This is a genomic window from Pollutimonas bauzanensis, from assembly GCF_900129885.1.
Classification (GTDB): Bacteria; Pseudomonadota; Gammaproteobacteria; order Burkholderiales; family Burkholderiaceae_B; genus Pollutimonas; species Pollutimonas bauzanensis.
On sequence record NZ_FQXE01000005.1, the window covers coordinates 168058 to 190205 of the forward strand.

The 22148-nt window shown below is 63.7% G+C and carries 22 protein-coding genes; 10 read left to right on the plus strand and 12 right to left on the minus strand.

Features of this window, described 5'->3' with window-relative positions; translation table 11 throughout:
* Nucleotides 1-58 precede the first annotated feature (58 nt).
* The 3 genes from BUB23_RS11290 (at nt 59) to zwf (ending at nt 3248) form a co-directional block, all read left to right on the plus strand.
* Nucleotides 59-766 (plus strand): slipin family protein, encoded by a 708-nt coding sequence (locus BUB23_RS11290; RefSeq protein ID WP_425439541.1) that lies wholly within the window; start codon nt 59-61, stop codon nt 764-766.
* 62 nt (nt 767-828) lie between these two features.
* Nucleotides 829-1851: a phosphogluconate dehydrogenase (NAD(+)-dependent, decarboxylating) gene (gnd, locus tag BUB23_RS11295; protein WP_073103226.1), complete on the plus strand. Its 1023-nt coding sequence runs from the start codon at nt 829-831 to the stop codon at nt 1849-1851.
* Nucleotides 1848-3248: a glucose-6-phosphate dehydrogenase gene (gene zwf / locus BUB23_RS11300; RefSeq protein WP_073103227.1), complete on the plus strand. Its 1401-nt coding sequence runs from the start codon at nt 1848-1850 to the stop codon at nt 3246-3248. The genes gnd and zwf overlap by 4 nt, the downstream gene beginning before the upstream one ends.
* A 40-nt stretch (nt 3249-3288) precedes the next feature.
* Here the strand turns inward: zwf and BUB23_RS11305 are convergent, their stop codons facing one another.
* Entirely contained in the window at nt 3289-3714 is a 426-nt protein-coding gene (locus BUB23_RS11305) for a universal stress protein (RefSeq protein ID WP_073103228.1), read from the minus strand.
* A gap of 225 nt (nt 3715-3939) precedes the next feature.
* Between BUB23_RS11305 and BUB23_RS11310 the strand changes: the two genes are divergently transcribed.
* Nucleotides 3940-5760, plus strand: coding sequence for a glycoside hydrolase family 15 protein (locus BUB23_RS11310; RefSeq protein ID WP_073103229.1), 1821 nt, complete (start codon nt 3940-3942; stop codon nt 5758-5760).
* Nucleotides 5757-6053 (plus strand): acylphosphatase, encoded by a 297-nt coding sequence (locus BUB23_RS11315; protein WP_073103230.1) that lies wholly within the window; start codon nt 5757-5759, stop codon nt 6051-6053. The genes BUB23_RS11310 and BUB23_RS11315 overlap by 4 nt, the downstream gene beginning before the upstream one ends.
* Before the next feature lie 28 nt (nt 6054-6081).
* Here the strand turns inward: BUB23_RS11315 and BUB23_RS11320 are convergent, their stop codons facing one another.
* From BUB23_RS11320 to BUB23_RS11345, 7 genes are all read right to left on the minus strand, one after another.
* Nucleotides 6082-6630, minus strand: coding sequence for an NADPH-dependent FMN reductase (locus BUB23_RS11320; protein WP_073103231.1), 549 nt, complete (start codon nt 6628-6630; stop codon nt 6082-6084).
* 57 nt (nt 6631-6687) lie between these two features.
* Nucleotides 6688-7023, minus strand: a complete 336-nt coding sequence (locus tag BUB23_RS11325) for a chaperone modulator CbpM (protein ID WP_073103232.1) — start codon at nt 7021-7023, stop codon at nt 6688-6690.
* On the minus strand, nt 7020-7967 hold the full coding sequence (locus BUB23_RS11330) for a DnaJ C-terminal domain-containing protein (protein ID WP_073103233.1): 948 nt from the start codon (nt 7965-7967) through the stop codon (nt 7020-7022). Before BUB23_RS11330 ends, BUB23_RS11325 begins: the two co-directional genes overlap by 4 nt.
* Nucleotides 7968-8023: 56 nt before the next feature.
* Entirely contained in the window at nt 8024-9187 is a 1164-nt protein-coding gene (locus BUB23_RS11335) for a zinc-dependent alcohol dehydrogenase (RefSeq protein ID WP_073103234.1), read from the minus strand.
* A gap of 81 nt (nt 9188-9268) precedes the next feature.
* The gene (locus BUB23_RS11340) at nt 9269-9646 is read right to left on the minus strand and encodes a hypothetical protein (protein ID WP_073103235.1); all 378 of its coding nucleotides are present in this window, start codon (nt 9644-9646) and stop codon (nt 9269-9271) included.
* 103 nt (nt 9647-9749) lie between these two features.
* Nucleotides 9750-9905 (minus strand): hypothetical protein, encoded by a 156-nt coding sequence (locus BUB23_RS27030; protein WP_178372305.1) that lies wholly within the window; start codon nt 9903-9905, stop codon nt 9750-9752.
* Entirely contained in the window at nt 9877-11244 is a 1368-nt protein-coding gene (locus tag BUB23_RS11345) for an aspartate aminotransferase family protein (protein ID WP_073103236.1), read from the minus strand. Before BUB23_RS11345 ends, BUB23_RS27030 begins: the two co-directional genes overlap by 29 nt.
* Nucleotides 11245-11322: 78 nt before the next feature.
* Between BUB23_RS11345 and BUB23_RS11350 the strand changes: the two genes are divergently transcribed.
* From BUB23_RS11350 to BUB23_RS11370, 4 genes are all read left to right on the plus strand, one after another.
* Nucleotides 11323-12255 carry a 2-hydroxyacid dehydrogenase gene (locus BUB23_RS11350; RefSeq protein WP_073103411.1) on the plus strand — a complete coding sequence of 311 codons (933 nt, stop codon included), beginning with the start codon at nt 11323-11325 and terminating at the stop codon, nt 12253-12255.
* A gap of 578 nt (nt 12256-12833) precedes the next feature.
* On the plus strand, nt 12834-13763 hold the full coding sequence (locus BUB23_RS11360) for a hypothetical protein (RefSeq protein ID WP_245801239.1): 930 nt from the start codon (nt 12834-12836) through the stop codon (nt 13761-13763).
* Nucleotides 13764-13978: 215 nt separating this feature from the next.
* The gene (locus tag BUB23_RS11365) at nt 13979-14557 is read left to right on the plus strand and encodes a BPSL1445 family SYLF domain-containing lipoprotein (protein ID WP_073103238.1); all 579 of its coding nucleotides are present in this window, start codon (nt 13979-13981) and stop codon (nt 14555-14557) included.
* A 190-nt stretch (nt 14558-14747) separates the two neighbouring features.
* A complete protein-coding gene (locus BUB23_RS11370; protein ID WP_245801240.1) occupies nt 14748-15914 on the plus strand; it encodes a cytochrome P450 in 1167 nt (388 codons plus the stop codon).
* On the opposite strand, the gene BUB23_RS11375 is transcribed toward BUB23_RS11370, so the two are convergent.
* From BUB23_RS11375 to pgi, 4 genes are all read right to left on the minus strand, one after another.
* The gene (locus BUB23_RS11375) at nt 15888-18323 is read right to left on the minus strand and encodes a phosphoketolase family protein (protein WP_073103239.1); all 2436 of its coding nucleotides are present in this window, start codon (nt 18321-18323) and stop codon (nt 15888-15890) included. The two genes, BUB23_RS11370 and BUB23_RS11375, sit on opposite strands and share 27 nt — an antisense overlap.
* 73 nt (nt 18324-18396) lie before the next feature.
* Nucleotides 18397-18972 carry a DUF1415 domain-containing protein gene (locus tag BUB23_RS11380; RefSeq protein ID WP_073103240.1) on the minus strand — a complete coding sequence of 192 codons (576 nt, stop codon included), beginning with the start codon at nt 18970-18972 and terminating at the stop codon, nt 18397-18399.
* Complete coding sequence (arfB, locus tag BUB23_RS11385) at nt 18965-19387, minus strand: alternative ribosome rescue aminoacyl-tRNA hydrolase ArfB (RefSeq protein ID WP_073103241.1); 423 nt, start codon at nt 19385-19387, stop codon at nt 18965-18967. Before arfB ends, BUB23_RS11380 begins: the two co-directional genes overlap by 8 nt.
* 51 nt (nt 19388-19438) lie before the next feature.
* The gene (gene pgi, locus BUB23_RS11390) at nt 19439-21103 is read right to left on the minus strand and encodes a glucose-6-phosphate isomerase (RefSeq protein WP_073103242.1); all 1665 of its coding nucleotides are present in this window, start codon (nt 21101-21103) and stop codon (nt 19439-19441) included.
* A 141-nt stretch (nt 21104-21244) separates the two neighbouring features.
* Between pgi and BUB23_RS11395 the strand changes: the two genes are divergently transcribed.
* Entirely contained in the window at nt 21245-22138 is an 894-nt protein-coding gene (locus BUB23_RS11395) for a pirin family protein (RefSeq protein ID WP_073103243.1), read from the plus strand.
* The last annotated feature ends 10 nt before the right edge of the window (nt 22139-22148 follow it).

Consider the following 22148-nt stretch of genomic DNA (forward strand, 5'->3'; position numbering starts at 1 on the left):
GAAAACCATGTTCTACAGCTTCAATATCGCCTTGAGCGTCGTCGTCATCGTTTTGCTGATGGTGGTGTTCAACGCCATCAAGATTTTGCGCGAATACCAGCGCGGGGTCATTTTCACCCTGGGACGCTTCACCAAGGTAAAGGGGCCGGGGCTGATTTTCGTCGTTCCCGTCGTGCAGCAGATGGTGCGCGTGGACTTGCGCGTGGTGACCATGGACGTGCCCAGCCAGGATGTCATTTCGCGCGACAACGTGTCAGTGAAGGTCAATGCCGTGCTGTATTTCCGGGTGGTGGCGCCCGACAAGGCGATCATCCAGGTCGAACGCTACCTGGAAGCGACCAGCCAGCTTGCCCAGACCACCTTGCGCGCGGTGCTGGGCAAGCACGAACTGGACGAAATGCTGTCCGAACGCGAAAAGCTCAATCTGGACATACAGCAGATCCTCGACGCCCAGACCGACTCCTGGGGCATCAAGGTGACGAATGTCGAAATCAAGCATATCGACCTGAATGAAAACATGGTGCGCGCCATCGCCCGCCAGGCGGAGGCCGAGCGCGAGCGCCGCGCCAAGGTCATCCATGCCGAAGGGGAAAAGCAGGCGGCGCAGGCCTTGATGGAGGCCGCCGAAATACTGGCCGCCCAGCCTTCGGCCATGCAGTTGCGCTATCTGCAGACCCTGACGCAGGTGGCCGGCGACAAAAGCTCCACGCTGGTTTTCCCGATACCGGTGGATCTGCTGTCATCGCTGATGGGCAAGAAGGGCTGAGCGCAATACGGAGTACTCTAGAACGTTATGGCTTAGCTTTAAGCTTCTTTTGGAGAGACGCGATGCAGATAGGGATGGTGGGTTTGGGCCGCATGGGCAGCAATATGGTGCAGCGCCTGCTGCAGAATGGCCAGGACTGCGTGGTGTACGACAGCCACGCCGATGCGGCCAGGCCGCTGTCCGGGCTTGGCGCCACAGCCTGCGCGACGCTCGAAGACTTCGTGGCCGCGCTGTCCCTGCCGCGCGCCATCTGGCTGATGGTGCCGGCGGCCGTGGTCGACAAGGTGCTCGGCCAGCTGGCGCCGCTGCTGCAGGAGGGCGATATCGTGATCGACGGCGGGAATTCGTCCTACCATGACGATATCCGCCGCGCGGCGCAGTTGGCGCCGCAAGGCATACACTACCTCGATGTCGGCACCAGCGGCGGGGTGGCGGGGCTGGACCGCGGCTATTGCCTGATGATAGGCGGCGAAGCCGGCACATTCCAGCGCCTGGAGCCTGTGTTCGCCGCCCTGGCCCCGGGCGCCGGCAGCGTCTCCGCGACGTCAGGCCGCAAGCCGACGACTGCCGACCAGGGCTATCTGCACTGCGGTCCGCATGGCGCCGGCCATTTCGTCAAAATGGTGCACAACGGTATCGAATACGGCATCATGGCCGCCTACGCCGAGGGCCTGAATATCCTGCACAAGGCCAATATCGGCAAGCATGAACGCGAGTCCGACGCCGAGACCACGCCTTTGCGCCATCCGGAACACTATCAATACGACCTGGACCTGCCCGAAATCACCGAATTGTGGCGGCGCGGCAGCGTCATCGGCTCATGGCTGCTCGACCTCACCGCCGGGGCGCTGCAAGGCAATCCGGCGCTGGCCGACTATGCCGGCCGCGTATCGGATTCGGGCGAGGGGCGCTGGGCGCTGGCGGCGGCTGTCGACCAGGGCGTGCCGACCCCTGTTTTGAGCGCCGCGCTGTTCTCGCGTTTCGAGTCGCGCGGCAACGCCGATTATGCGAACCGCGTACTGTCGGCCATGAGGCACCAGTTCGGCGGCCATGTCGAAAAACCCGAAGGAGGGCCTCTGGCATGAACCCGGCCATTGGCGCGCCCATGGCTTCGGATGCTTTGGTGCTGTTCGGCATGACGGGCGACCTGGCCCAGAAGAAGATATTCCCGGCGCTGTATGCCATGGCAAGGAAGGGGATGCTCAAGACGCCGGTGGTGGGCGTGGCCTCCTCGGCGATGAGCGGGGCGCAATTGCGCGAGCGCATCGAGCGCAGCATCCGGCTATCCGGGCAGGCCGACGATGCCCCCGCTCTGGAGCGCCTGCTGGCCCTGGTCCAGTATGTCAGCGGCGATTACAACGACCCCGGCACTTTCGCCAGGCTCAAGCAGGCCCTGGGCCCGGCGCTGCGCCCGGCCCATTATCTTGCCATTCCGCCCTCGCTGTTCGCGACTGTCATCAAGGGCCTGGCCGCGGCCGGCCTGGCGGCGGATGCGCGCGTCATCGTCGAAAAGCCCTTCGGGCGCGACCTGGCTTCGGCGCAGCAGCTCAACCAGGTGGCTTGTTCGGTTTTCCCCGAGGACGCGATTTTCCGGATCGATCACTTCCTGGGCAAAGAAGCGATCATGAACATTCTTTATTTCCGCTTTGCCAATTCCTTTCTCGAGCCCATCTGGAACCGCGACCACGTGGAGAGTGTGCAGATCACGCTTTCCGAGACTTTCGGCATAGAGAACCGGGGGGCTTTCTACGAAAGCGCGGGTTGCCTGCGCGACGTCGTCCAGAACCATCTGTTCCAGGTGGTGGCCCTGCTGGCCATGGAGCCTCCGGCTTACCGCGGCTATGCCGCCGTGCATTCGGAAAAGGCCAAAGTGTTCCAGGCCATGCGGCCGCTGCGGGCCGAGGACCTCGTCAGGGGGCAGTACCAGGGCTATCGCCAGGAGCCGCACGTCGACAGCGGCTCGGATGTGGAAACCTATTGCGCCTTGCGCCTGTTCATCGATTCCTGGCGCTGGTCGGGCGTGCCGTGGTTCCTGCGCTCGGGCAAGTGTCTTGCCGAAAACGCCGTCGAAGTGCTGGTGCAGTTGAAGGCGCCGCCGCAACAACTGTTTGCCGATTCGCAGCCGGCCGACGGGCGCGCCAACTATATTCGTTTTCGCCTGTCGCCCAGCTCGGCGGTGGCGCTGGCGGCCCGGGTCAAGCGGGCGGGCAAGGAGTTCGTCGGCGAGCAGCGCGAATTGTATTTGCTGGACGCCGATGCCTTCGAGGAAATGCCATACGAACGCCTGCTGGCCGACGCGATGGCGGGCGACCGGGCCTTGTTCACCAGCGAGAAAGCGATAGAGGCGGCCTGGACGGCGCTGGAGCCGGTGCTCGGCGAGCATCACCCGGCCCTGCCTTATGCCCGGGGCAGCTGGGGCCCCGTGGAGGCGGATGCGCTGATTGCCGATTACGGCGGCTGGCACGACCCGGCCCGGGCCTAGAAATTGCCGCGATGGCCGCGGGCCATTGCGGCGTTGATGTTTACTTGATGAGCGCCACCGGTATGTCGACCAGGCCCAGCACCTTGGTGGTTACCGAGCCCAGCACAAAGCCGGCCACCGCGCCCAGCCCCCGGGTGCCCATGATGATCATGTCGCACTCTTTCTTCTTGGCGTAATCGGCGATGGTCTGGGCCACGGGACCCACGGCGATTTCTTCCGTATAGGCGATGCCGGCTTCGTCCAGTATGGCCTTGGCGGGGAGCAGGGCGTTGCGGCCTTCGTCCTGGTAGTAGTCGTTGATGGCTTCGACGGAAAAGAAGCGCTTGACGTTGCCCGAAACGATGGGAGGATGTACGGTGAGCAGGTGCAGGGTGGCACCGCCGAATTCATTGACAGCCTTGATGGCGGCTCGGACTGCGCGGCTGGAGGATTCGGATCCGTCTACCGGTACAAGTATGGTTCTCATGGGGGCCTCGTGAAGGTTGCCTGCAAAAATCACCTGTCCGCACGGGTGGCGTAACAGGGGCAGCTGCTTTATATTAGAAGACAGAGTAAACGGCGTCATGATTTAAATCAAGAATTGTGCTGCCTTTGCTCGCCAGTCTGGATGCCCTGCCGCGCAGGGCGCGATTTTTTTACCGCCGGGCCGCACCGAGGCAAAAACGCCCCTCGGCCGCTTTTATGGATGACTATGACAGCCAGGATCGAAGATTACGCCTTGCTTGGAAATTGCCGAACAGCCGCGCTGGTGTCCAATGAGGGCTCTATCGACTGGCTGTGTTTTCCGCGTTTCGACTCGGGAGCGTGCTTTGCCGCCATGCTCGGGACGCCGGAAAACGGCCGCTGGAAAATGGCGCCGTCCGGGCCGGCGCGGAACATCCGGCGCAGCTACCGGGACGGCACGCTGATACTCGAAACCACGTTCACGACCGACGAGGGTGTGGCCACGCTTATCGACTTCATGCCCTCCACCTTCACGCATTCCAGCCTGGTGCGCATTGTGGTGGGGGTGAAAGGCACGGTCCATTTCGACATGGACTTGCTCATCCGCTTTGATTACGGCCGGACCATCCCCTGGGTGGAGACCCATTCCACCCAGACGCTGACCGCCGTGGCCGGGCCCGAACTGCTGGTGCTGCGCTGCGCCGTGCCCCTGGAGGGGCAGGGCACGCGCACCTGCTCCAGTTTCACCATTGCCGAGGGCGAGCGGCAGGTCTTCACGCTGTCGCACCAGCCCTCGCACGAGCCGGTGTCCGAGCCCTTCGACGCCGAAGCCGCCCTGGCGGAAACCGAATACTTCTGGCACGAGTTTTCCTGCCGCTGCCCCGACGTCGGCCCGTGGACGGGCCTGGTGAAAAGGTCGCTGCTGACGCTCAAGGCGCTGACCTATCTGCCCACCGGCGGCATCGTCGCGGCGGCCACCACCTCATTGCCCGAGAAGCTGGGCGGGCAGCGCAATTGGGACTACCGCTACTGCTGGCTGCGCGATGCCACCATGACGCTGCTGGCTTTCATGAGCCTGGGTTACTTCGAGGAGGCGCGGGCCTGGCGCGACTGGCTGACGCGGTCCGTGGCCGGCAACCCCGATCAAATGCAGATCATGTACGGCCTGGGCGGGGAACGGCGCCTGCCCGAATACGAACTGCCATGGCTCAGCGGCTACGAAGGTTCGCAGCCCGTGCGCATAGGCAACGCGGCGGCCACCCAGACTCAGCTGGACGTGTTCGGCGAGGTGGCCGACGCCATGGCGCAGGCCATCGAGGGGCATCTGCCGCCGCATCCGCGCATCGAAGCGATTGCCGAGGTGATCGTGCCGTTCCTGGAAAAGGCCTGGCGCGAGCCCGACGAAGGCATCTGGGAAATCCGCGCGGAAAAGCAGCATTTCACCCATTCCAAAGTCATGGCCTGGGTGGCCTTCGACCGGATTGCCATCGTGGCCGGCGCCATGAAGAATGGGCGCGAGTTTTCGGACAATTGCCGGCGCATCGCCGATGAAATCCATGCGGAAGTCTGCAGCAAGGCCTATGATCCCGCCCTGGGCAGTTTCGTGCAGCATTACGGCTCCACCGGCGTGGATGCCAGCCTCCTGCAAATCGCCCTGACGGGCTTTCTGCCGCCCGACGACCCCCGCGTGCTCGGCACCATCTCCGCCATTGAAAAGCGCCTGATGCGCGACGGCCTGCTATTGCGCTACGACAGCGAAGCGCAAGTGGATGGCTTGCCGCCGGGCGAAGGCACTTTCCTTGTATGTTCTTTCTGGCTTGCCGACGTGTACGTGCTGCTCGGGCGCGACGACGATGCCCACGCCCTGTTCGAACGCCTGGCGGGATTGTGCAACGATGTCGGCCTGCTGGCCGAGCAATACGACCCGCGGGAGCGCCGCATGCTCGGGAATTTCCCGCAAGCGTTCAGCCATGTGGGGATCATCAATACGGCGCTCAACTTGCACCGCGTCCAGGCGCCGGCGCAGAAGCGCGCGCATCCGGAGCCGGCCAGCGAGGCCAGCCTATGAAGAAGCTTGCCCGCGACAACCGCGTCGAAACCCTCGCCGTGCAGATCACCGGCCGGGTGCAGGGTGTGGGCTTTCGCGTTGCCACCGTGCGCCACGCCCACATGATGGGCATCACGGGCTGGGTGCGCAATGCCGGCGACGGCTCGGTCGAGGCATTGCTGCAAGGCCCGCACGACCAGATAGACCGCATGCTGTCATGGCTGCACGTTGGGCCGCCAGGCGCGCGCGTTCGCGAAGTCAACAGCCGCGAGGAACTGACCGAGCGCCGTTTCGACCGCTTCGAGCAGATCTGACCATGCCCCGGTGCGGGCGCCGGCCTGTTCAGGCGTGCTTTTTGACCCAGGCCACGTAGCGGTCCATCCAGCCCTGCAGAAATTCCTTGCTGCCAGCGCCGATATCGCCGCTGTCGTCGAACAGGCCCTCCTTGACGTGGATGAAGGCTTCGGGCTGGCCCAGGGTGGGGACGTCCAGATAGGCAAGGATATTGCGCAAATGCTGTTGCGCCAGGGCGGTGCCCACGGCGCCTATCGATGCGCCTATGACTCCGGCGGGTTTGCCCGCCCAGGCGCTTTGCCCATAGGGGCGCGAGGCGTTGTCGATGGCGTTTTTCAATACGCCCGGAATGGAGCGGTTGTATTCCGGGGTGACGAACAGCAGGCCTTGCGAGGCCGAGATTTCGCTTTTGAGCCGCTGCACGGGCGCCGCCTGGTTGGCGTCGTCGTCCTGGTTATAGGGAGGCAAGTCGCCGATTTCGAGCTGCTTGAATGAAAAATCCTGCGGGCCCAGCCTGGCCAGGGCGTTGGCGAGTTTGCGGTTGAAGGATTCCTTGCGCAGGCTGCCTACGATGACTGCGATCTGATATTGGCTCATGGGTGTGCTCCGGTACGGGTTGCGAACAGGCCGGACATGGCCTGCGGTATGAAAGGGCTAGTCTCGGCCTTGGCGGCCGCCCGCGAGCTTGGCGCGCAGTCCGTGCAGCTCGGCCTCGAGCCTGTCGATGCGCCGCAGCAGATTCACCGCCAGGGCCAAGCCTTGCGGGTCGAGTTCGAAGTCGTCGCGCAATCGGCGCGCGGCCCGCGCCATGACAATGCAGCTTACGGGAAAGAAATAATTGTCCGGATCCTGGTTGGATGGCTCGATGACCCCGGCCTCGACCAGGTCGCGCAGATTGTCGTCGCCGAGCCCGGACACCTGCGCCAGATGTTCGAACGAGCAAATGTCGGACGCGTTGAGCCATATGCTTTCAGTGATATGCACGGTCATGGCGTTGCTCCTGCGTTGAGTTGCGCGCGGGGATTGAAGCTGGATGCGGCGGCGAGCTGCGAAAACAGCTCGCGCTCGCGGGCGTTCAGGGTCTTGGGCACGGCGATGTGCACGACCGCGTACAGGTCCCCCTGGGCGCCGCTGCCGGCCGGCAGGCCGCGCTTGCCCAGCCGCAGCTTGCGCCCGGCGACGGTGCCCGGCGGAATCGTCATTTCCACCGGGCCGCCCAGCGTTGGTATCTGGACCGTGGCTCCCAACGCCGCTTCCCAGGGCGCCAGCGGCAGATCGATGTACAGGTCGTTGCCGCTGACCCGGTAGAATCTGTGCGGCTGGATATTCATGACGATATAAAGATCGCCGGGCTTGCCGCCGCGCAGGCCGGCGCCGCCCTTCTCGGGCAGGCGCAGGCGCTGGCCGTCCGACGCGCCCTTGGGTATGCGCACCCGGAAGGTTTTGGGAACCCGGTGCAGCAGGCCGTGGCTGTCGTATTCCGGCACGGATACGGTGATTTCGGTTTCCGCGCCGTTATAGATTTGTTCCAGCGTCACGGAAACCGGGACTTCGTAGTCGGGGCCGCGCATGGAAGGCTGTGCGCGCCCGCGGCGTTCGGATTGCTGAGCCGCCGCGAATGCCGCCAGCAGGTCGGCCAGATCCACGTCGGCGAAATCGGCCGCGCTTTCATGGAAATGCTCTTGCCATTGATGCGGCGGGACGAATTCCTCGCCTTGCGGATGGCGGCCGAGTTCGTCATACGCGGCGCGTTTTTCGGGATCTTTCAAGGTGGCGTAGGCGACGGAGATGTCTTTGAATTTTTCTTCGGCGCCGGTGCCTTTGGAGACATCGGGATGATATTTGTGAGCCAGCTTGCGATAGGCCTTTTTTATATCGGCCAGCGTCGCATCGCGTTCGACGCCTAGGACTTTATAGTAGTCTATGTATTTCATCGAGATTTCCGAAAAACCTTAACGGCACACGCAGGCTAGAGTTTTCACCACCTCGCTCATGGTGTCAATACAACTTTCCGGCAGCCGTCGTGCTGTTGATCGAACATGTGGTAGGCCGCGGGCGCCTGCGACAGCGCCAGGCGGTGTGAAATGATGACATCGGGATGCAGCCTGCCTTCTTCGATGAAACGCAGAAGGTCCGGCAGATAACGCTGCACATGCGTCTGCCCGGTCTTTATGATAAGCCCTTTTTCGAAAATGTCGCCGAACAGGAAGGCATGGATGAAGCCGGCATAGACGCCGGGCACACTGATGACTCCTCCGCGGCGCACCGCCGCTATGCACTGGCGCAAGGCTTTGCCGCTGCTGCCTTCGATCTTCAAGGTGGTCAGCACGGTTTCGGCGGGGCTGCCCTTGGCCTCGAAGCCCACCGCATCGATCACGGCATCGACGCCGCGGCGGGACGTCTGCGCGATGATCGTCTCGGCGGCGTCATCGCCCTCATCGAAGTTGATCGGAATCACGCCATAGGTGGCGGCCGCGAATTGCAGACGGTAGTCATGGTGGTCGACCATGTATATCGTTTCCACGCCCAGCATGCGCGCGCAGGCTGCGGCCATCAGGCCGACGGGGCCGGCGCCGAAGATGGCGAGCGTCGAGCCCGGTCCCACCCCGGCATTGAGCACGGCCTGGTAGCCGGTCGGAAGAATGTCGCTAAGGAAGAGAACGCGTTCATCGGCCAGGGAACCCGGCACCTTGAAGGGGCCGACATTGGCCTTGGGCACTCTTACGTATTCAGCCTGGCCGCCCGGCACGCCGCCGTAGAGATGGCTGTAGCCGAACAGGGCGGCGCCGGAGCGTATGTTTTTCCTGTTCAGGATGGCGCCGCGCCCTTCATTGGTGGTTTCGCAGGCGGCGAACAAATTCAAGGCGCAGAAATAGCATTGTCCGCAAGCGATCACGAAAGGCACGACAATGCGATCGCCGCGCGCCACGCTGCTGACCTGGGAACCCGCGTCCTCCACCACGCCCATGAATTCATGGCCGATGATATCGCCAGCCTGCATCTGCGGAATCTTGCCGCGGTACAAATGGAGGTCCGATCCGCATATCGCGGTGGCGGTGACGCGCAGCAGGATATCATCGGCCGCTACGAGAACGGGGTCGGCCACTGTCTCCACACGCACGTCCTTGACGCCATGGTAGGTAAGCGCTTTCATGAAATGCTCCGCAGAAGGCCCGCCGGTTCGGGCGGGCCTGTTTAAAGGTCCGATGGGGAACGGGGCGCAGGCCCCGGCGGCTTATTTGTTGTAGCGCGTCTTGGCGTTCGCCATGCACTGGTCCTTGGCGTCGCCCGACATGGCGTCGCATTTTTCTTTGGCTACCTTGTATTGCGCGTCCATCTTGTCTTTGTTGGCATCGTGGCGGCTCTCGGCGCTGTCTTTCGCCTGCTTGGCGTCCGCCTTCTGGCTGACCCGGTCTGCCTTGGCCTGTTTCTGGCATACATCCTTGTCATTGCCCTTCATGCTGTCGCAGCGCTTCATGTCGGCGTCGTATTTGGCGCTGATCTGGTCTTTGCTCATTACCGCGCCACCGCCGGCGGTCTGGGCCTGGACCGAGAACGCGGCCGCGCAGAAACTTAGCGCCAAGGCGCCGAATACCGGATTGAATTTTTTCATGGACATCTCCTGAATGATTTTGGGGCGCCGGCGAGCGCTTGCTGTCGCTTGCGCGCGCCGGCGTACCTTGGTGTCATAGCAAACGCCATGCCCATGGAGACATTCAGCTTTCCCGCAGGGATCCGAAGCTGTCCAGGATGTCTTCCTGCAATGCCTGCCGGGCCGCGGCGGTGTCGCGGGCGACCAGCGCATCCGGGAATTGGCTGTCGGCGGTGTTCGCCCGCGCCGCTTCAGCCCGGCATGGAGGCGTGGACTTCATCGAGTGTTTTGCGAAAGAGCGCCACCATGTCCGCGACCTGATCGGGCGTGATGATCAATGGCGGGCAGAAGGCGATGGTGTCTTGAATGCCGCGCACGATCAGGCCGTTTTCCTGGGCGCGCTCATAGATGGCGGCGCCGGTTGCGCCCAAGGGGTCGAAGGGCCGCCGGCTTTCCTTGTCGGCCACCAGTTCAACGCCGGCGATCAGGCCCATGCCGCGCACCTCGCCCACCAGCGGGTGGCCGGCCAGTTCGAGCAGGGCGGCTTGCATGATGGCGCCGGTTGCGGCGGCGTTCTCCACCAGGCCGCGTTCGTCGATGATGTTCAGGTTTTCGATCGCCACGGCGGCCGCCACCGGGTGTCCGCTGGTCGTGTAGCCGTGGCCGAAAGTGCCCAAGGCGGCGCTGTGATCGGCGATGACCGCGGTTACTTCGGGGCTGAGCAGGACCGCGGCCAGGGGCTGGTAGGAAGAGGTGATCTGCTTGGACAGCACCATGATGTCGGGTTCTATGCCGAAGGCTTCGGAGCCGAAGCGGGTGCCAAGCCGGCCGAAGCCGGTGATGACTTCGTCGGCAATGATCAGCAGATCGTATTTGCGGCACACGGCCTGGATTTTTGACCAATAAGTGCGCGGCGGGATGATGACGCCGCCCGCGCCCATGACGGGTTCGCCGATGAATGCGGCGACGGTTTCGGGGCCTTCTTCGAGAATGAGCGCTTCCAGGTCGGACGCCATGCGCGTGGCGAAATCCTCTTCGGTTTCGCCCGGCCGGCCCTGCCGGTAGAAATGGGGGCAGCTTGTATGCTTCATCTGCGGCAGGGGCAGATCGAAGTCGCGATGGTTCGCCGCCAGGCCGGTCAGGCTGGCTGAAGCGACCGTTACGCCGTGGTAGCCGCGCTGGCGGGCGATGATTTTTTTCTTCTGCGCGCGCCCCAGCGCATTGTTGTAGTACCACACCAGCTTGACCACGGTATCGTTGGCCTCGGAGCCGGAATTGGTGAAAAACGCCCTGGACATGCGGCCTTGCGTGTACCCCACGAGTTTTTCGGCCAGCTCGATGGAAGGTGCGTGCGACTTGTGCGTGAAGGTATGGTAGTACGGCAGCTTGCGCATTTGCCTGGCGGCAGCCTCGCCCAGGCGCGGTTCGCCGAAGCCGACCGCCACGCTCCACAGGCCCGCCATGGCCTCCAGATATTTGTTGCCCTGCTCGTCGTACACATAGATGCCTACGCCGCGCTCGATGATGCGCGGCCCGATTTTCTGGTGCGCGACGGCATTGGTGTAGGGATGCAAGTGGTAATTGATATCGCGGCTTTGGGCGGAAGAGAAGGCGGGCATGGGCGTTCCTGGCAAAGAGTGGAGATTTTCATATACCATACATCAAAGACAGCCTCCCACTTTTTTATCGGCCCGCCCGTGAAGATTCTTTTCGCCTCCGCCCATGATTCCGACCCGCAGTCCTGGATCGCGCCCTTGCAAGCCCTGGTTCCGCAAGCCGAGATCCACAACTGGGTGGATGCCGGCCCGTCCATCGGCGCGCAACTGGCCGTGGTATGGAACCCGCCCGCGGACATATTCCTGCGCGAAACGGATTTGCGCGCGGTCTTTAATCTGGGCGCGGGGGTCGATGCCTTGTTCAAGCTGCCGGGCTTTACGGAGGCCTTGCGGGTGGTGCGCCTGGAGGACGCCGGCATGGCCGTGCAAATGGCCGAATATGCCGCGTACGCGCTGCTGCGCGCATCGCGCCGGTTCGGCGACTATGAAAGCCAGCAGGAAAAGCGTCTGTGGAAACCCTTGCCGGATATCCAAAGAAAGGACTGGCCTGTAGGGGTGATGGGCATGGGCGTGATGGGCGCCCGTGTCGCGCAGACTCTGGCGGGGCTGGATTATCCCGTGGCGGGATGGTCGCGCAGCGGCAAGGATTTGCCCGGCGTGGAAAAATTCGCCGGCCGGGGGCAACTGCCGTCATTCCTGGCCCGCAGCAGGGTATTGATCAATACCCTGCCGCTCACCGATGAGACCCGCGGCATCCTGTGCCGCGATACCTTGCAGCAGTTGCTGCCTGGCGCGCATGTGGTCAACGTCGGGCGCGGCGAGCATCTGGTGGAAGCCGACCTGCTGGCGCTGCTTGAATCCGGCCGGCTGGAAGGCGCGACGCTGGATGTTTTCTGCCAGGAGCCTTTGCCGCAAGAGCATCCCTTCTGGCAGCACCCGCGCGTCACGATAACCCCGCATGTCGCGGCGGCCAGCCTGCGCGAAGCATCCATTGCGCAGGTGGCCGGCAACATCAACCGCTACCTGCGCGGCGAGCCGCTGAGCGGGGTCGTGGCGCGCGGGCGCGGTTATTGACTCCTTATTTTTGCGTTTTTACCGTTGGCGCGGCAGCCGGCTTCTTGGCGCCCGCCTTGTCTGACTTCTTATGGTGCGTGGTTTTGGTGGCCGCGGCGCTGCCTGCGGCGAAAGCCGCCGGGGCAAGGGCTACGCCCAGGCACAATACTGACGAAGATAATGCAAGCGCAATGCGTGATGGTTTGCTCATGTCAAAAGACTCCCAGAACAGTTCTCCAGAGGCCTGTGCGCCTGGAGGGCAGAGCGGCACAAATACCGGACTCTGGCTATAAGAGCGGCGCGGGCCGGCTTGGTTCTGCGCCCGGCGCCCCGGCCCCAGGGCCAAATGCAATCGTCCGTAACATGACAGGCGGTTGAAACCAGCAACGACGCGGTTTTCCCGGCCTCGCGGTCCGAAGGCGGATGCCAAGCGTCACAACCCTGAAGAAAGGTTGAATGAACAGGCACAGGCGGCCGCGCCGCGCCTGGCCGTGGGCACGCGGCTTGCTGTCAGCTGGAACGCCGGCGGGCGGCGCGGCCATCCGGCGCGCGACAGGGCGCCCGCCCCGTTCAAAAACGATTTAATTGGGGAGTCATTCATGCAAGAAGAACAAATCATAGGGCTGGCGTCGTACGAGTCGGGCGGATCTCCGGATCCCGACATGAATACTTCCGGCACTTCGTGGGCGGCGATCTTCGCAGGAGCGGCCGCGGCCGCGGCGCTCTCTCTCATTTTGCTGATACTCGGGGTGGGCCTGGGGCTGTCGGCCGTCTCGCCATGGTCCTCCAGCGGCGCCAGCGCCGCCGCCATCGGCATCTCGACGATAGTCTGGCTGGCCTTCACGCAAATCATCGCCTCCGCCATGGGCGGATACCTGGCCGGACGGCTGCGGGTCAAATGGGCCGATGTGAATCGCGATGAAGTCTATTTCCGCGACACCGCCCACGGCATGCTCAGCTGGGCTGTCGCCACCCTGGTCACCGCGGCTTTTCTGGGGTCCGCGCTGACCGGGATAATCGGCGGCGGGGCGAAGATGGCGGGCAGCGCGGCCGCGGGCGCGGCGACGGCCGCAACGGCAGGCATGGCCAGCGCCGCGGGCGACGGGCAGGCCGCCGAGGGCCAGCTGGATTATTTCATCGATACGCTGTTTCGCTCCGATGCCGCGCCCGGCGGGGAAGAGGGCGACGCCCGCGGCGAAGCCGCGACGATTTTCCTCAGCAGCTTGCGCAGCGGCAGCCTTGAGCCTGAAGACAAGACCTATTTAAGCAAGCTGGTGGCGCAGCGCAGCGGCCTGAGCCAGGCCGAGGCGGAGCAACGCGTCACCGATGTGTTCGGGAAAACCGCCAAAACCATGCAGGACCTCCAGGCATCGGCCAGGGAAGCGGCCGATGCGGCCCGCAAGGCCGCCGCGCAGACCGCCTTGTGGACCTTCGTGGCGCTGCTGTGCGGCGCCTTTTTCGCCAGCCTCGCCGCCGTCTACGGAGGCCGTCAGCGCGATGTGGTGGGGGCTGCCGGCGACAGCTGGTAATCGATTTTGAGCACGAGCACCGCCGGCGCGCGCCGGCGGCCAATCACAAGAAAACAGGAGGTGGATATGCGTTCATTACTTTTATTTTTCCTCGGAGTGCCCATTCCCATCATTATTCTGATTGCCTTGTTGCACTAGGGGATAGGGGCCGGCCGGGCCGTCACTGCCCGCCGCGCTCTGACCGATTTACTTGAATGTTGTCTCAGGAGAAGACTATGCAAAAACGCGAATTTCTGGCCAGATCGGCCATGTCGCTGGGGGCCGCGATGCTGCTGCTGTCAGGCTGCAGCACGACGCCGCTGTCGAGCAGCCCCAAGGGCGCCGACAAGAAGCGGGAAATAGACGATAGCGTGAATGCCACGCTGGACAGGCTTTACAGCACGGTCTCCGGCTCGCACGAGCTGGTCAACAAAGCGCGCGGCGTATTGGTCTTCCCGTCCGTCCTGGCCGCCGGTTTCGTCGTCGGCGGCGAATATGGCGAAGGGGCCTTGCGCGTCAACGGCAAGACCGTCGATTATTACAGCACGGTCACGGGGTCCTTCGGGCTGCAGATCGGGGCGCAGTCCAAGGCCATCATCTTCCTGTTCATGACCCAGCAAGCGCTCGACAAATTCACCAGCAGCAAAGGATGGACCGCCGGCGTCGATGCCTCGGTGGCCCTCATCAAGGTGGGCGCCAATGGAATGGTGGACCTGAACACCGCCACCAAGCCGGTGAGCGTCATCGTCATGACCAACCAGGGCCTGATGGCGAACCTGAATGTGGAGGGCTCCAAGATCACCAAGCTGCAGTAGCGGCGTTCCCGGGCGGCATAGGGCGGCCGGGAATGATTATCAATGCCGACCTGGGCAATTATTGACGAGAATCATGTTTTGCTCGGCGGGCGCCGGCATGCTTGATGGCTGGAAGGTTTATATTGACCCGTAGCTATGAAAGGGGGGCAAGTCATTGCCGTTGTCAATGTAAATCCAGGGTCAAGTTCCCGTGAAAAATGTTATACCCGAAAAGCCGGAATCCGATTGGGATCCCAGGGCAGGCGCCGCGCTCGAGGACCAGATCGCCGTTTACGACCAGATGCGCCGCAAATGTCCGGTCGCTCACAGCGAATACCTGGGCTGGTCGCTGTTTCGCCACGCCGACGTGATGCAGGTGCTGCAGGACCCGGCTACATTCAGCAGCGCCGTATCCAGCCATCTCTCGGTGCCCAATGGCATGGATCCGCCTCTGCATGCCGAGTACCGCCGCATCATCGATGCCTATTTCACCCCGGAACGCATGCAGGCCTTTGCGCCGCTATGCCGGCGGATCGCCGTGGACCTGGTGGACGCGCTGCCGCGCGGAGGCGAGGTCGAACTGATGGCCGACTTTGCGCAAGCCTTTGCGCTTGAAATGCAGAGCGCCTATCTCGGCTGGCCCAAGGCGCTGCATGAACCGCTGCGTCTCTGGATAAAGAAGAATCACCGCGCCACGCTGGAACGCGACAGGGAGGCGATGGCCGCCATAGCCTTCGAATTCGACGGCTATATCAGGGAAATGCTGGCGATGCGCCGCGGGGCCGGCGCGCAGGCGCCGGCCGATATCACCACCGGCCTGCTGGCTGAAAAGGCGGCGGGCAGGGCGCTCGGCGATGACGAAATCGTGAGCATCCTGCGCAACTGGACCGTGGGTGAGCTGAGCACCATGGCCTCCTGCGTGGGCATAGTCGCCCACAGCCTGGCCGCCGACCCGCAACTGCAGCGGCGCTTGCGCGAGCAGCCAGCGCTGCTGCCGGCGGCCATCGATGAAATATTGCGCAGGCGGGCGCCGCTCATCGCCAACCGCCGGGTGAGCACCAGGCCGGTGACCATCGGCGGGCGCGAACTCGCGGCGGGCGAGCGCATCTCCATTATCTGGGCATCGGCCAATCGCGATGAAACGATTTTCGGCGACCCGGACGAAGTCCGGCTGGACCGCGATCCCGCGCAGAACCTGCTCTACGGGGCCGGGATACATGCCTGTCCGGGCGCGCCGCTGGCGCGCCTGGAATTGCGCACCATCATCGAAGAACTGCTCGGGAAATCCGCCAATATCGCCCTGCTGCCTGGAAAACCGCCGGTCAACGCCGTTTATCCGGCCGGCGGCTATTCAGTCCTGCCCTTGCGCATCGATTGAACCGGGGAATTGCGGCCATTGCCAGTCGCGGATTTCGGGCCTGTCCATGCCTTCGCTGTAGGCATAGGCGACGCTTTCTATGATTTGCCGCTTGAGCCATTCCTTGAGGTGCGCCGCGCTATCCTGGAGCCTGGGAACGCGGTTGATGACGTCGATCGCCAGGTTGTAGCGGTCGACCTGGTTCTGGATCGCCAGTTCCAGCGGGGTGTCGATATTGCCTTTTTCCTTATAGCCGCGCACATGGATGTTGCTGTGATTGGTCCTGCGGTAGGTGAACTTGTGGATCAGCCAGGGATAGCCGTGGAAATTGAAAATGACCGGCTTGTCTTTGGTGAAGAGCGAGTCGAAATCGGCATCCGACAAGCCGTGCGGATGCTCGGTGTCGGGCTGGAGCCGGTACAGGTCGACCACATTGACGTAGCGGATCTTCAAATCTGGAAGATGCTCGCGCAGAATCGCCACCGCCGCCAGCGCCTCCTGCGTCAGGATGTCGCCGGCGCTCGCCATGACGACGTCCGGCTCGCATCCCGCATCGTTGCCGACCCAGGGCCAGATGCCTATGCCCTTGGCGCAATGGACGATGGCGTCCTGCATGTCCAGGTAGGCGAGATGGGGCTGCTTGTCGGCCACGATCACATTCACATAGTCGGTGCTGCGCAGGCAGTGGTCCGCGACGCTGAGCAGGCAGTTCGCGTCCGGCGGCAGGTAGATGCGGGTGATTTCCGCGCTTTTGTTGCTGACCAGGTCGAGGAAACCGGGGTCCTGGTGGGTAAAGCCATTGTGGTCCTGGCGCCATACGACCGACGAAATCAGGATGTTGAGCGATGACACCGGAAGGCGCCAACGGGTCTCCAGCTTGGATTTCTCCAGCCATTTGGCATGCTGGTTGTACATGGAGTCGATGATGTGGACAAACGCCTCGTAGGTATTGAACAGGCCGTGGCGGCCCGTCAGGATATAGCCTTCCAGCCATCCCTCGAGCGTATGTTCGCTGAGCATTTCCATGACCCGGCCGTCCGGGGCGATCTGCGTGCCGTCGGCGTCCTCCGGCTTGATGCGCGCCAGCCAGGTCTTGGGACTGGCGCGATACACATCCTGCAGCCGGTTCGAGGCGTTCTCGTCGGGACTGAACAGGCGGAAGTTCTGCATGTTCTGCCGCATGACGTCGCACAGGTATCGGCCCAGCGTTTCGGTCGGCGACGCCTTTGTGGTCGCGGGGCTGTCCACCGGCACCGCGTACCGGCGGAAGTCAGGCAGATCCAGCGGCTTACGCAGCCGGCCGCCGTTGGCATGCGGGTTGGCGCTCATGCGCCGCTCGCCGCCAGGGGCGAGCTCGCGCAGTTCGGCCAGCAGCGTGCCGCGCCGGTCGAAGAGTTCCTCGGGCCGGTAGCTGCGCAGCCACTGCTCGACGACCCGCAGATGTTCGGGATTGGTTTGCGCATCGCTCACCGGCACCTGATGGGAACGCCAGAAATCCTCCACCTTGTGTCCATCGACCTGCTTGGGCCCGGTCCATCCCTTGGGCGATCGCAGAATGATCATCGGCCAGCGCGGCCGGCCCGGTTCGCCCGTGTTGCGCGCCTCCCGCTGGATCGCGCGGATGTCGCGCAAGCAGGATTCCAGCGCCGCGGCCATCTGCTCATGCATCAATGGCGGGTCGTCGCCTTCGACCACATAAGGCGTCCAGCCGTATCCCTTGAACAGGTATTCGAGCTCTTCGGGCTCTATGCGCGCCAGCAGCGTGGGGTTGGCGATCTTGTAGCCGTTCAAGTGCAGGATGGGCAGCACCGCGCCGTCGCGTATCGGGTTCAGGAATTTGTTGGAATGCCATGATGTCGCCAGCGGGCCCGTTTCGGCTTCGCCGTCGCCGACGACCACGCTGACTATCAATCCGGGGTTGTCGAATGCGGCTCCGAAGGCATGCGATACGCTATAGCCCAGTTCGCCGCCTTCGTGTATGGAGCCGGGCACTTCGGGCGTGCAGTGGCTCCCGAGCTGGCCGGGGAAGGAGAAAGCCCGGAAGAGCCCGAGCATGCCGGTTTCATCCTGGCTTTTTTCCGGATAGATTTCCGAGTAGCCGCCCTCCAGGTAGCAATTCGAGATCACCGCCGGCGCGCCATGCCCCGGCCCGGAAATATAGATCATGTCCAGGTCGTATTTGCGGATGACGCGATTCAAATGCACCCACGTGAATGTCTGGCCCGGATCGGACCCCCAGTGGCCAAGCAGCCGGTTCTTGATGTGTTCGGGACGCAGGGGCTCTTTGAGCAGGGGATTGTCGCGCAGGTATATCATTCCGGCGCAAAGATAATTGCAGGCGCGCCAGTACGCGTCCATCCTGCGCAGTTCTTCGGGGTCCAGCACCGCCGCGGCGGCGGGCTGACGTTGGTCGTCTTGTGCGATAGTCATGGAACTCGGACTCCCAGTAGCGGTCGGAAAGGGCGCTGCTCAGCAGCAAGTTGCGGGCCGGGCCGCAGGCGCTTCAGTTGCCGGCCGGCGCGTCCATCCACTGGCGCCAGCCTTCATGGCCGAGGCGGCGCAGCGTCTGCTGGTTGCGCTCGTAGATGGCGGCCGCGTCGGGAAACGCCTGCACGCCGCGCGCTATGCTGTCCTCGCGCAGCAAATGCAGTATAGGATACGGCGACCGGTTGCTGTGGTTTTCGATGTCATCGGGGGCGCTGCCGCTGAATTGATAGCGCGGATGGAAGCCGGCTATCTGCAGCACGCCGTTCAGGCGCGCGCGCTTGACGGCGCGCTGGGCGCGCGGCAGCAAGTCGTTATAGTCCGCAAAGTCGGGCAGGGCCCGGGGCAGGATCAGCAGGCTGGTATCGACCAGCGCCGGATCGGCGCCGGCCAGGTAAAGCAATTCCGCCGCGAGTTCATCGAGCACCTCCTGGTCGGATTGCGCCCGGCTGACCACGTAGCGGATCTGCTCCTTCATATAGACGCTCTTGGCGAAGGGGCACAGATTGAGCCCGATGACGGCGCGCACCAGCCAATGTCTGGTGGCCGCCAGGACGGCCGCATCATCCTCCGCCGCGGCCACGCCCTCAGCCATGGAAATCGCCGACTTTCGCCCGCAGGCGCTTGACTTCGCCATGCAGGGTCTTGCGCTGCACCCGCCGCCGCTGCGAGGCACGGGTAGGGCGCGTGGGCTTGCGCAGCGCGCGCTCCTGCAAGGCCCCGCGTATCAATGCCAAAAGGCGCTCTATCGCGTCGGCGCGGTTTTTTTCCTGGCTGCGGAACGATTGCGCCTTGATCACGATGACCCCATCCTTGGACAGGCGCCGGTCCGACAGCGCATGCAAAGAGGCCTTGCATTCCTCGGGCAGGGACGAGCGGTCGATATCGAAACGCAGATGGACCGCGCTGGACACCTTGTTCACGTTCTGGCCGCCCGCGCCCTGGGCGCGGATCATGGTGAATTCGATTTCGCGCTCGTCGAGGAAAATAGTGGCGTTTACAGGAAGCATAGCCAGTCATCATACCGGAATACGGCCCGCCTCAAGGGCAGGCGGGCCGCGTCAGGACGCCCCGGCCTGGCGGCGGTACTGGCGATAGCGGCGGATCAGGGCGTTGGTCGAGCTGTCGTGTTCCAGCGCAGGCTCCTGGACGCTTTCCAGCTCGGGGATGGTCCGCTCCGCGAGCGTCTTGCCCAGCTCTACGCCCCACTGGTCGAAGGAGTCGATTTGCCAGATGGCGCCTTGCGTGAACACGCTGTGTTCATAAAGGGCCACCAGGCTGCCCAGGGCTTCCGGCGTCAGCCGCTGCGCAAGCAGGGTGTTGGTGGGCCGGTTTCCTTCGAACATGCGCTGCGGCGCCAGCCAGGCCGGCGTTCCCTCGGCCAGGACCTCCTGCCGCGTCTTGCCGAAAGCCAGCGCCTCGGTCTGGGCGAACAGGTTGGCCATCAGCAGGTCGTGGTGGCGGCCCATGGGGTTCAAGGGCTGGCAGAAGCCGATGAAGTCGCAAGGAATCAGGCGGGTGCCTTGATGAATGAGCTGATAGAAAGAGTGCTGGCCGTTGGTGCCCGGCTCGCCCCAGTAGACGGGTCCGGTCTGGTAATCCACTTCGGCCCCGTCCAGCGTAACGTGTTTGCCATTGCTTTCCATCGTCAGTTGCTGCAGATAAGCGGGAAAACGCTTGAGGTATTGGTCGTAAGGCAGCACCGCCGCGGTCTGGGCGTCGAAGAAATTGTTGTACCAGATGCTCAGCAGCCCCATCAGGACCGGCAGGTTGTATTCGAACGGCGCGCTGCGGAAATGCTGGTCCATGGCGCGAAAGCCGCCCAGCATGGCATGGAAGTGCTCGGGGCCGATGGCCAGCATGGTGGACAGTCCTATGGCCGAATCCATCGAATAGCGGCCGCCATCCCAGTCCCACAGGCCGAACATGTGCCGGGCGTCGATGCCGAACGCCGCCACGCCTTCGGCGTTGGTCGAGACGGCGACGAAATGCCGCGAGATGGCCCGTTCGCCGCCCATTTCGCGCAGTATCCAGTCGCGCGCCGTCCGGGCGTTGGTCAATGTTTCGAGTGTCTTGAACGTCTTGGAGCAGACGATGAACAGGGTTTCCTCCGGCCGGCAGCCGCGCGTCGCCTCGGCAAAGTCCGTGGCGTCGACGTTGGATATGAAGCGCAGGTTCAGCTTGCGCTGGCTGTAGTGGCGCAGCGCCTCGTAAGCCATGACGGGGCCGAGGTCCGAGCCGCCTATGCCGATATTGACGATATTGCGTATGGGCAGCCCGGTATGGCCGCGCCATTGCCCGCCCTGGACCTGGCGCGTGAAATCGGCCATCCTGGCCAGCATGGCGTGCACTTCGGGCACGACGTCCTTGCCATCGACCAGGATTCGTTCGCCTTCAGGCGCGCGCAGGGCGGTGTGCAGCACCGCGCGCTGCTCGGTGACATTGATCTTCTGCCCTGTGAACATGGCTTCGATCCGTTCGCGCAAATGGCAGGCGCTGGCCAGTTGTATGAGCAGCTGTATGGTTTCGGTGGTGATGCGGTTCTTGGAATAGTCGAGGTAGAAGCCGCAGGCCTGCGCGGCGAAGCGTTCCCCGCGCGTCGGATCATCGGCGAACAGCTCGCGCAGGTGCAGCCCGCGCACCGCCTGGTGATGCGCCTGGAGCGCTTTCCAGGCCGGAGTTTGCGTCAAGGGCGGCGTTTCATCGGTATGGTGGCGTTTGCTCATGGTTCGCTTCCTGCCTGTCGATTGTGGTGTTATCGTTTCACGCAAGGCCGATAGCACGCCTGTCGGCCCGTTGGCCCATTCAGCAAGGCACGGGCCTGAGACCCCTGGAAGGCCCATGGCCTTCGATTCCGGAGACCGACTATGCTGGACCTCGTCATTGAAACACGCTGCCACGATCTGGGTGGATTCGAAGTGGGGCGCGTGCTGCCTTTCCGCAAGCGACGCATGGTGGGCCCCTTCATTTTCTTTGACCGCATGGGGCCATTCGAGTTTCCCGCACCCATACCCGGGGGAGCCGACGTGCGGCCGCATCCGCATATAGGCCTGTCGACCGTCACTTATCTGTTCGATGGCCAGATGACGCATCGCGACAGCCTGGGCGTGGAGCAGGTGATACTGCCGGGCGCATTGAACTGGATGACCGCCGGCGCCGGCATCTCGCATTCCGAGCGCTTCGATGGCATGCGCGCGCAGGGCGGCCGCATCGACGGCATCCAGGCCTGGGTGGCCGTGCCCGAATCGAACGAGGAAGACGCTCCCGCTTTCGACCATTACGCGGCCGACATCCTGCCCGCCGTCGTCGACGCCGGCCTGAGCCTGCGCGTGATCGCGGGCAGCGCCTTTGGCGTGCGCAGCCCGGCGAAAGTGCACTCACCGCTGTTCTACGTGCACGCCGAATTGCAGGCCGGCGCGCGCATGGCGCTGCCCGACGGCTATGCCGAGCGGGCGGTGTATGTGGCCCTGGGCGGCATTGAAGTCGAGGGCCTGAGCTATCATTCCGGCCAGATGCTGGTGTTCGCGCCCGGCGCCGCGCCTACGCTCAGGGCCCTGCAGGCCAGCCGCCTGATGCTGCTGGGCGGCGAAGCGCTCGGCCCGCGCCATATCTGGTGGAATTTCGTTTCCTCGCGCAAGGAGCGCATCGAGCAGGCCAAGGCCGACTGGGTGGCCGGGCGCATTCCCCTGCCTGGCCTGGACAACGCGGAATTCATTCCCCTGCCCGATAGCCCGGTCCCGGCGCCCAACCCCATGTCCTGAGGGCGCCCCC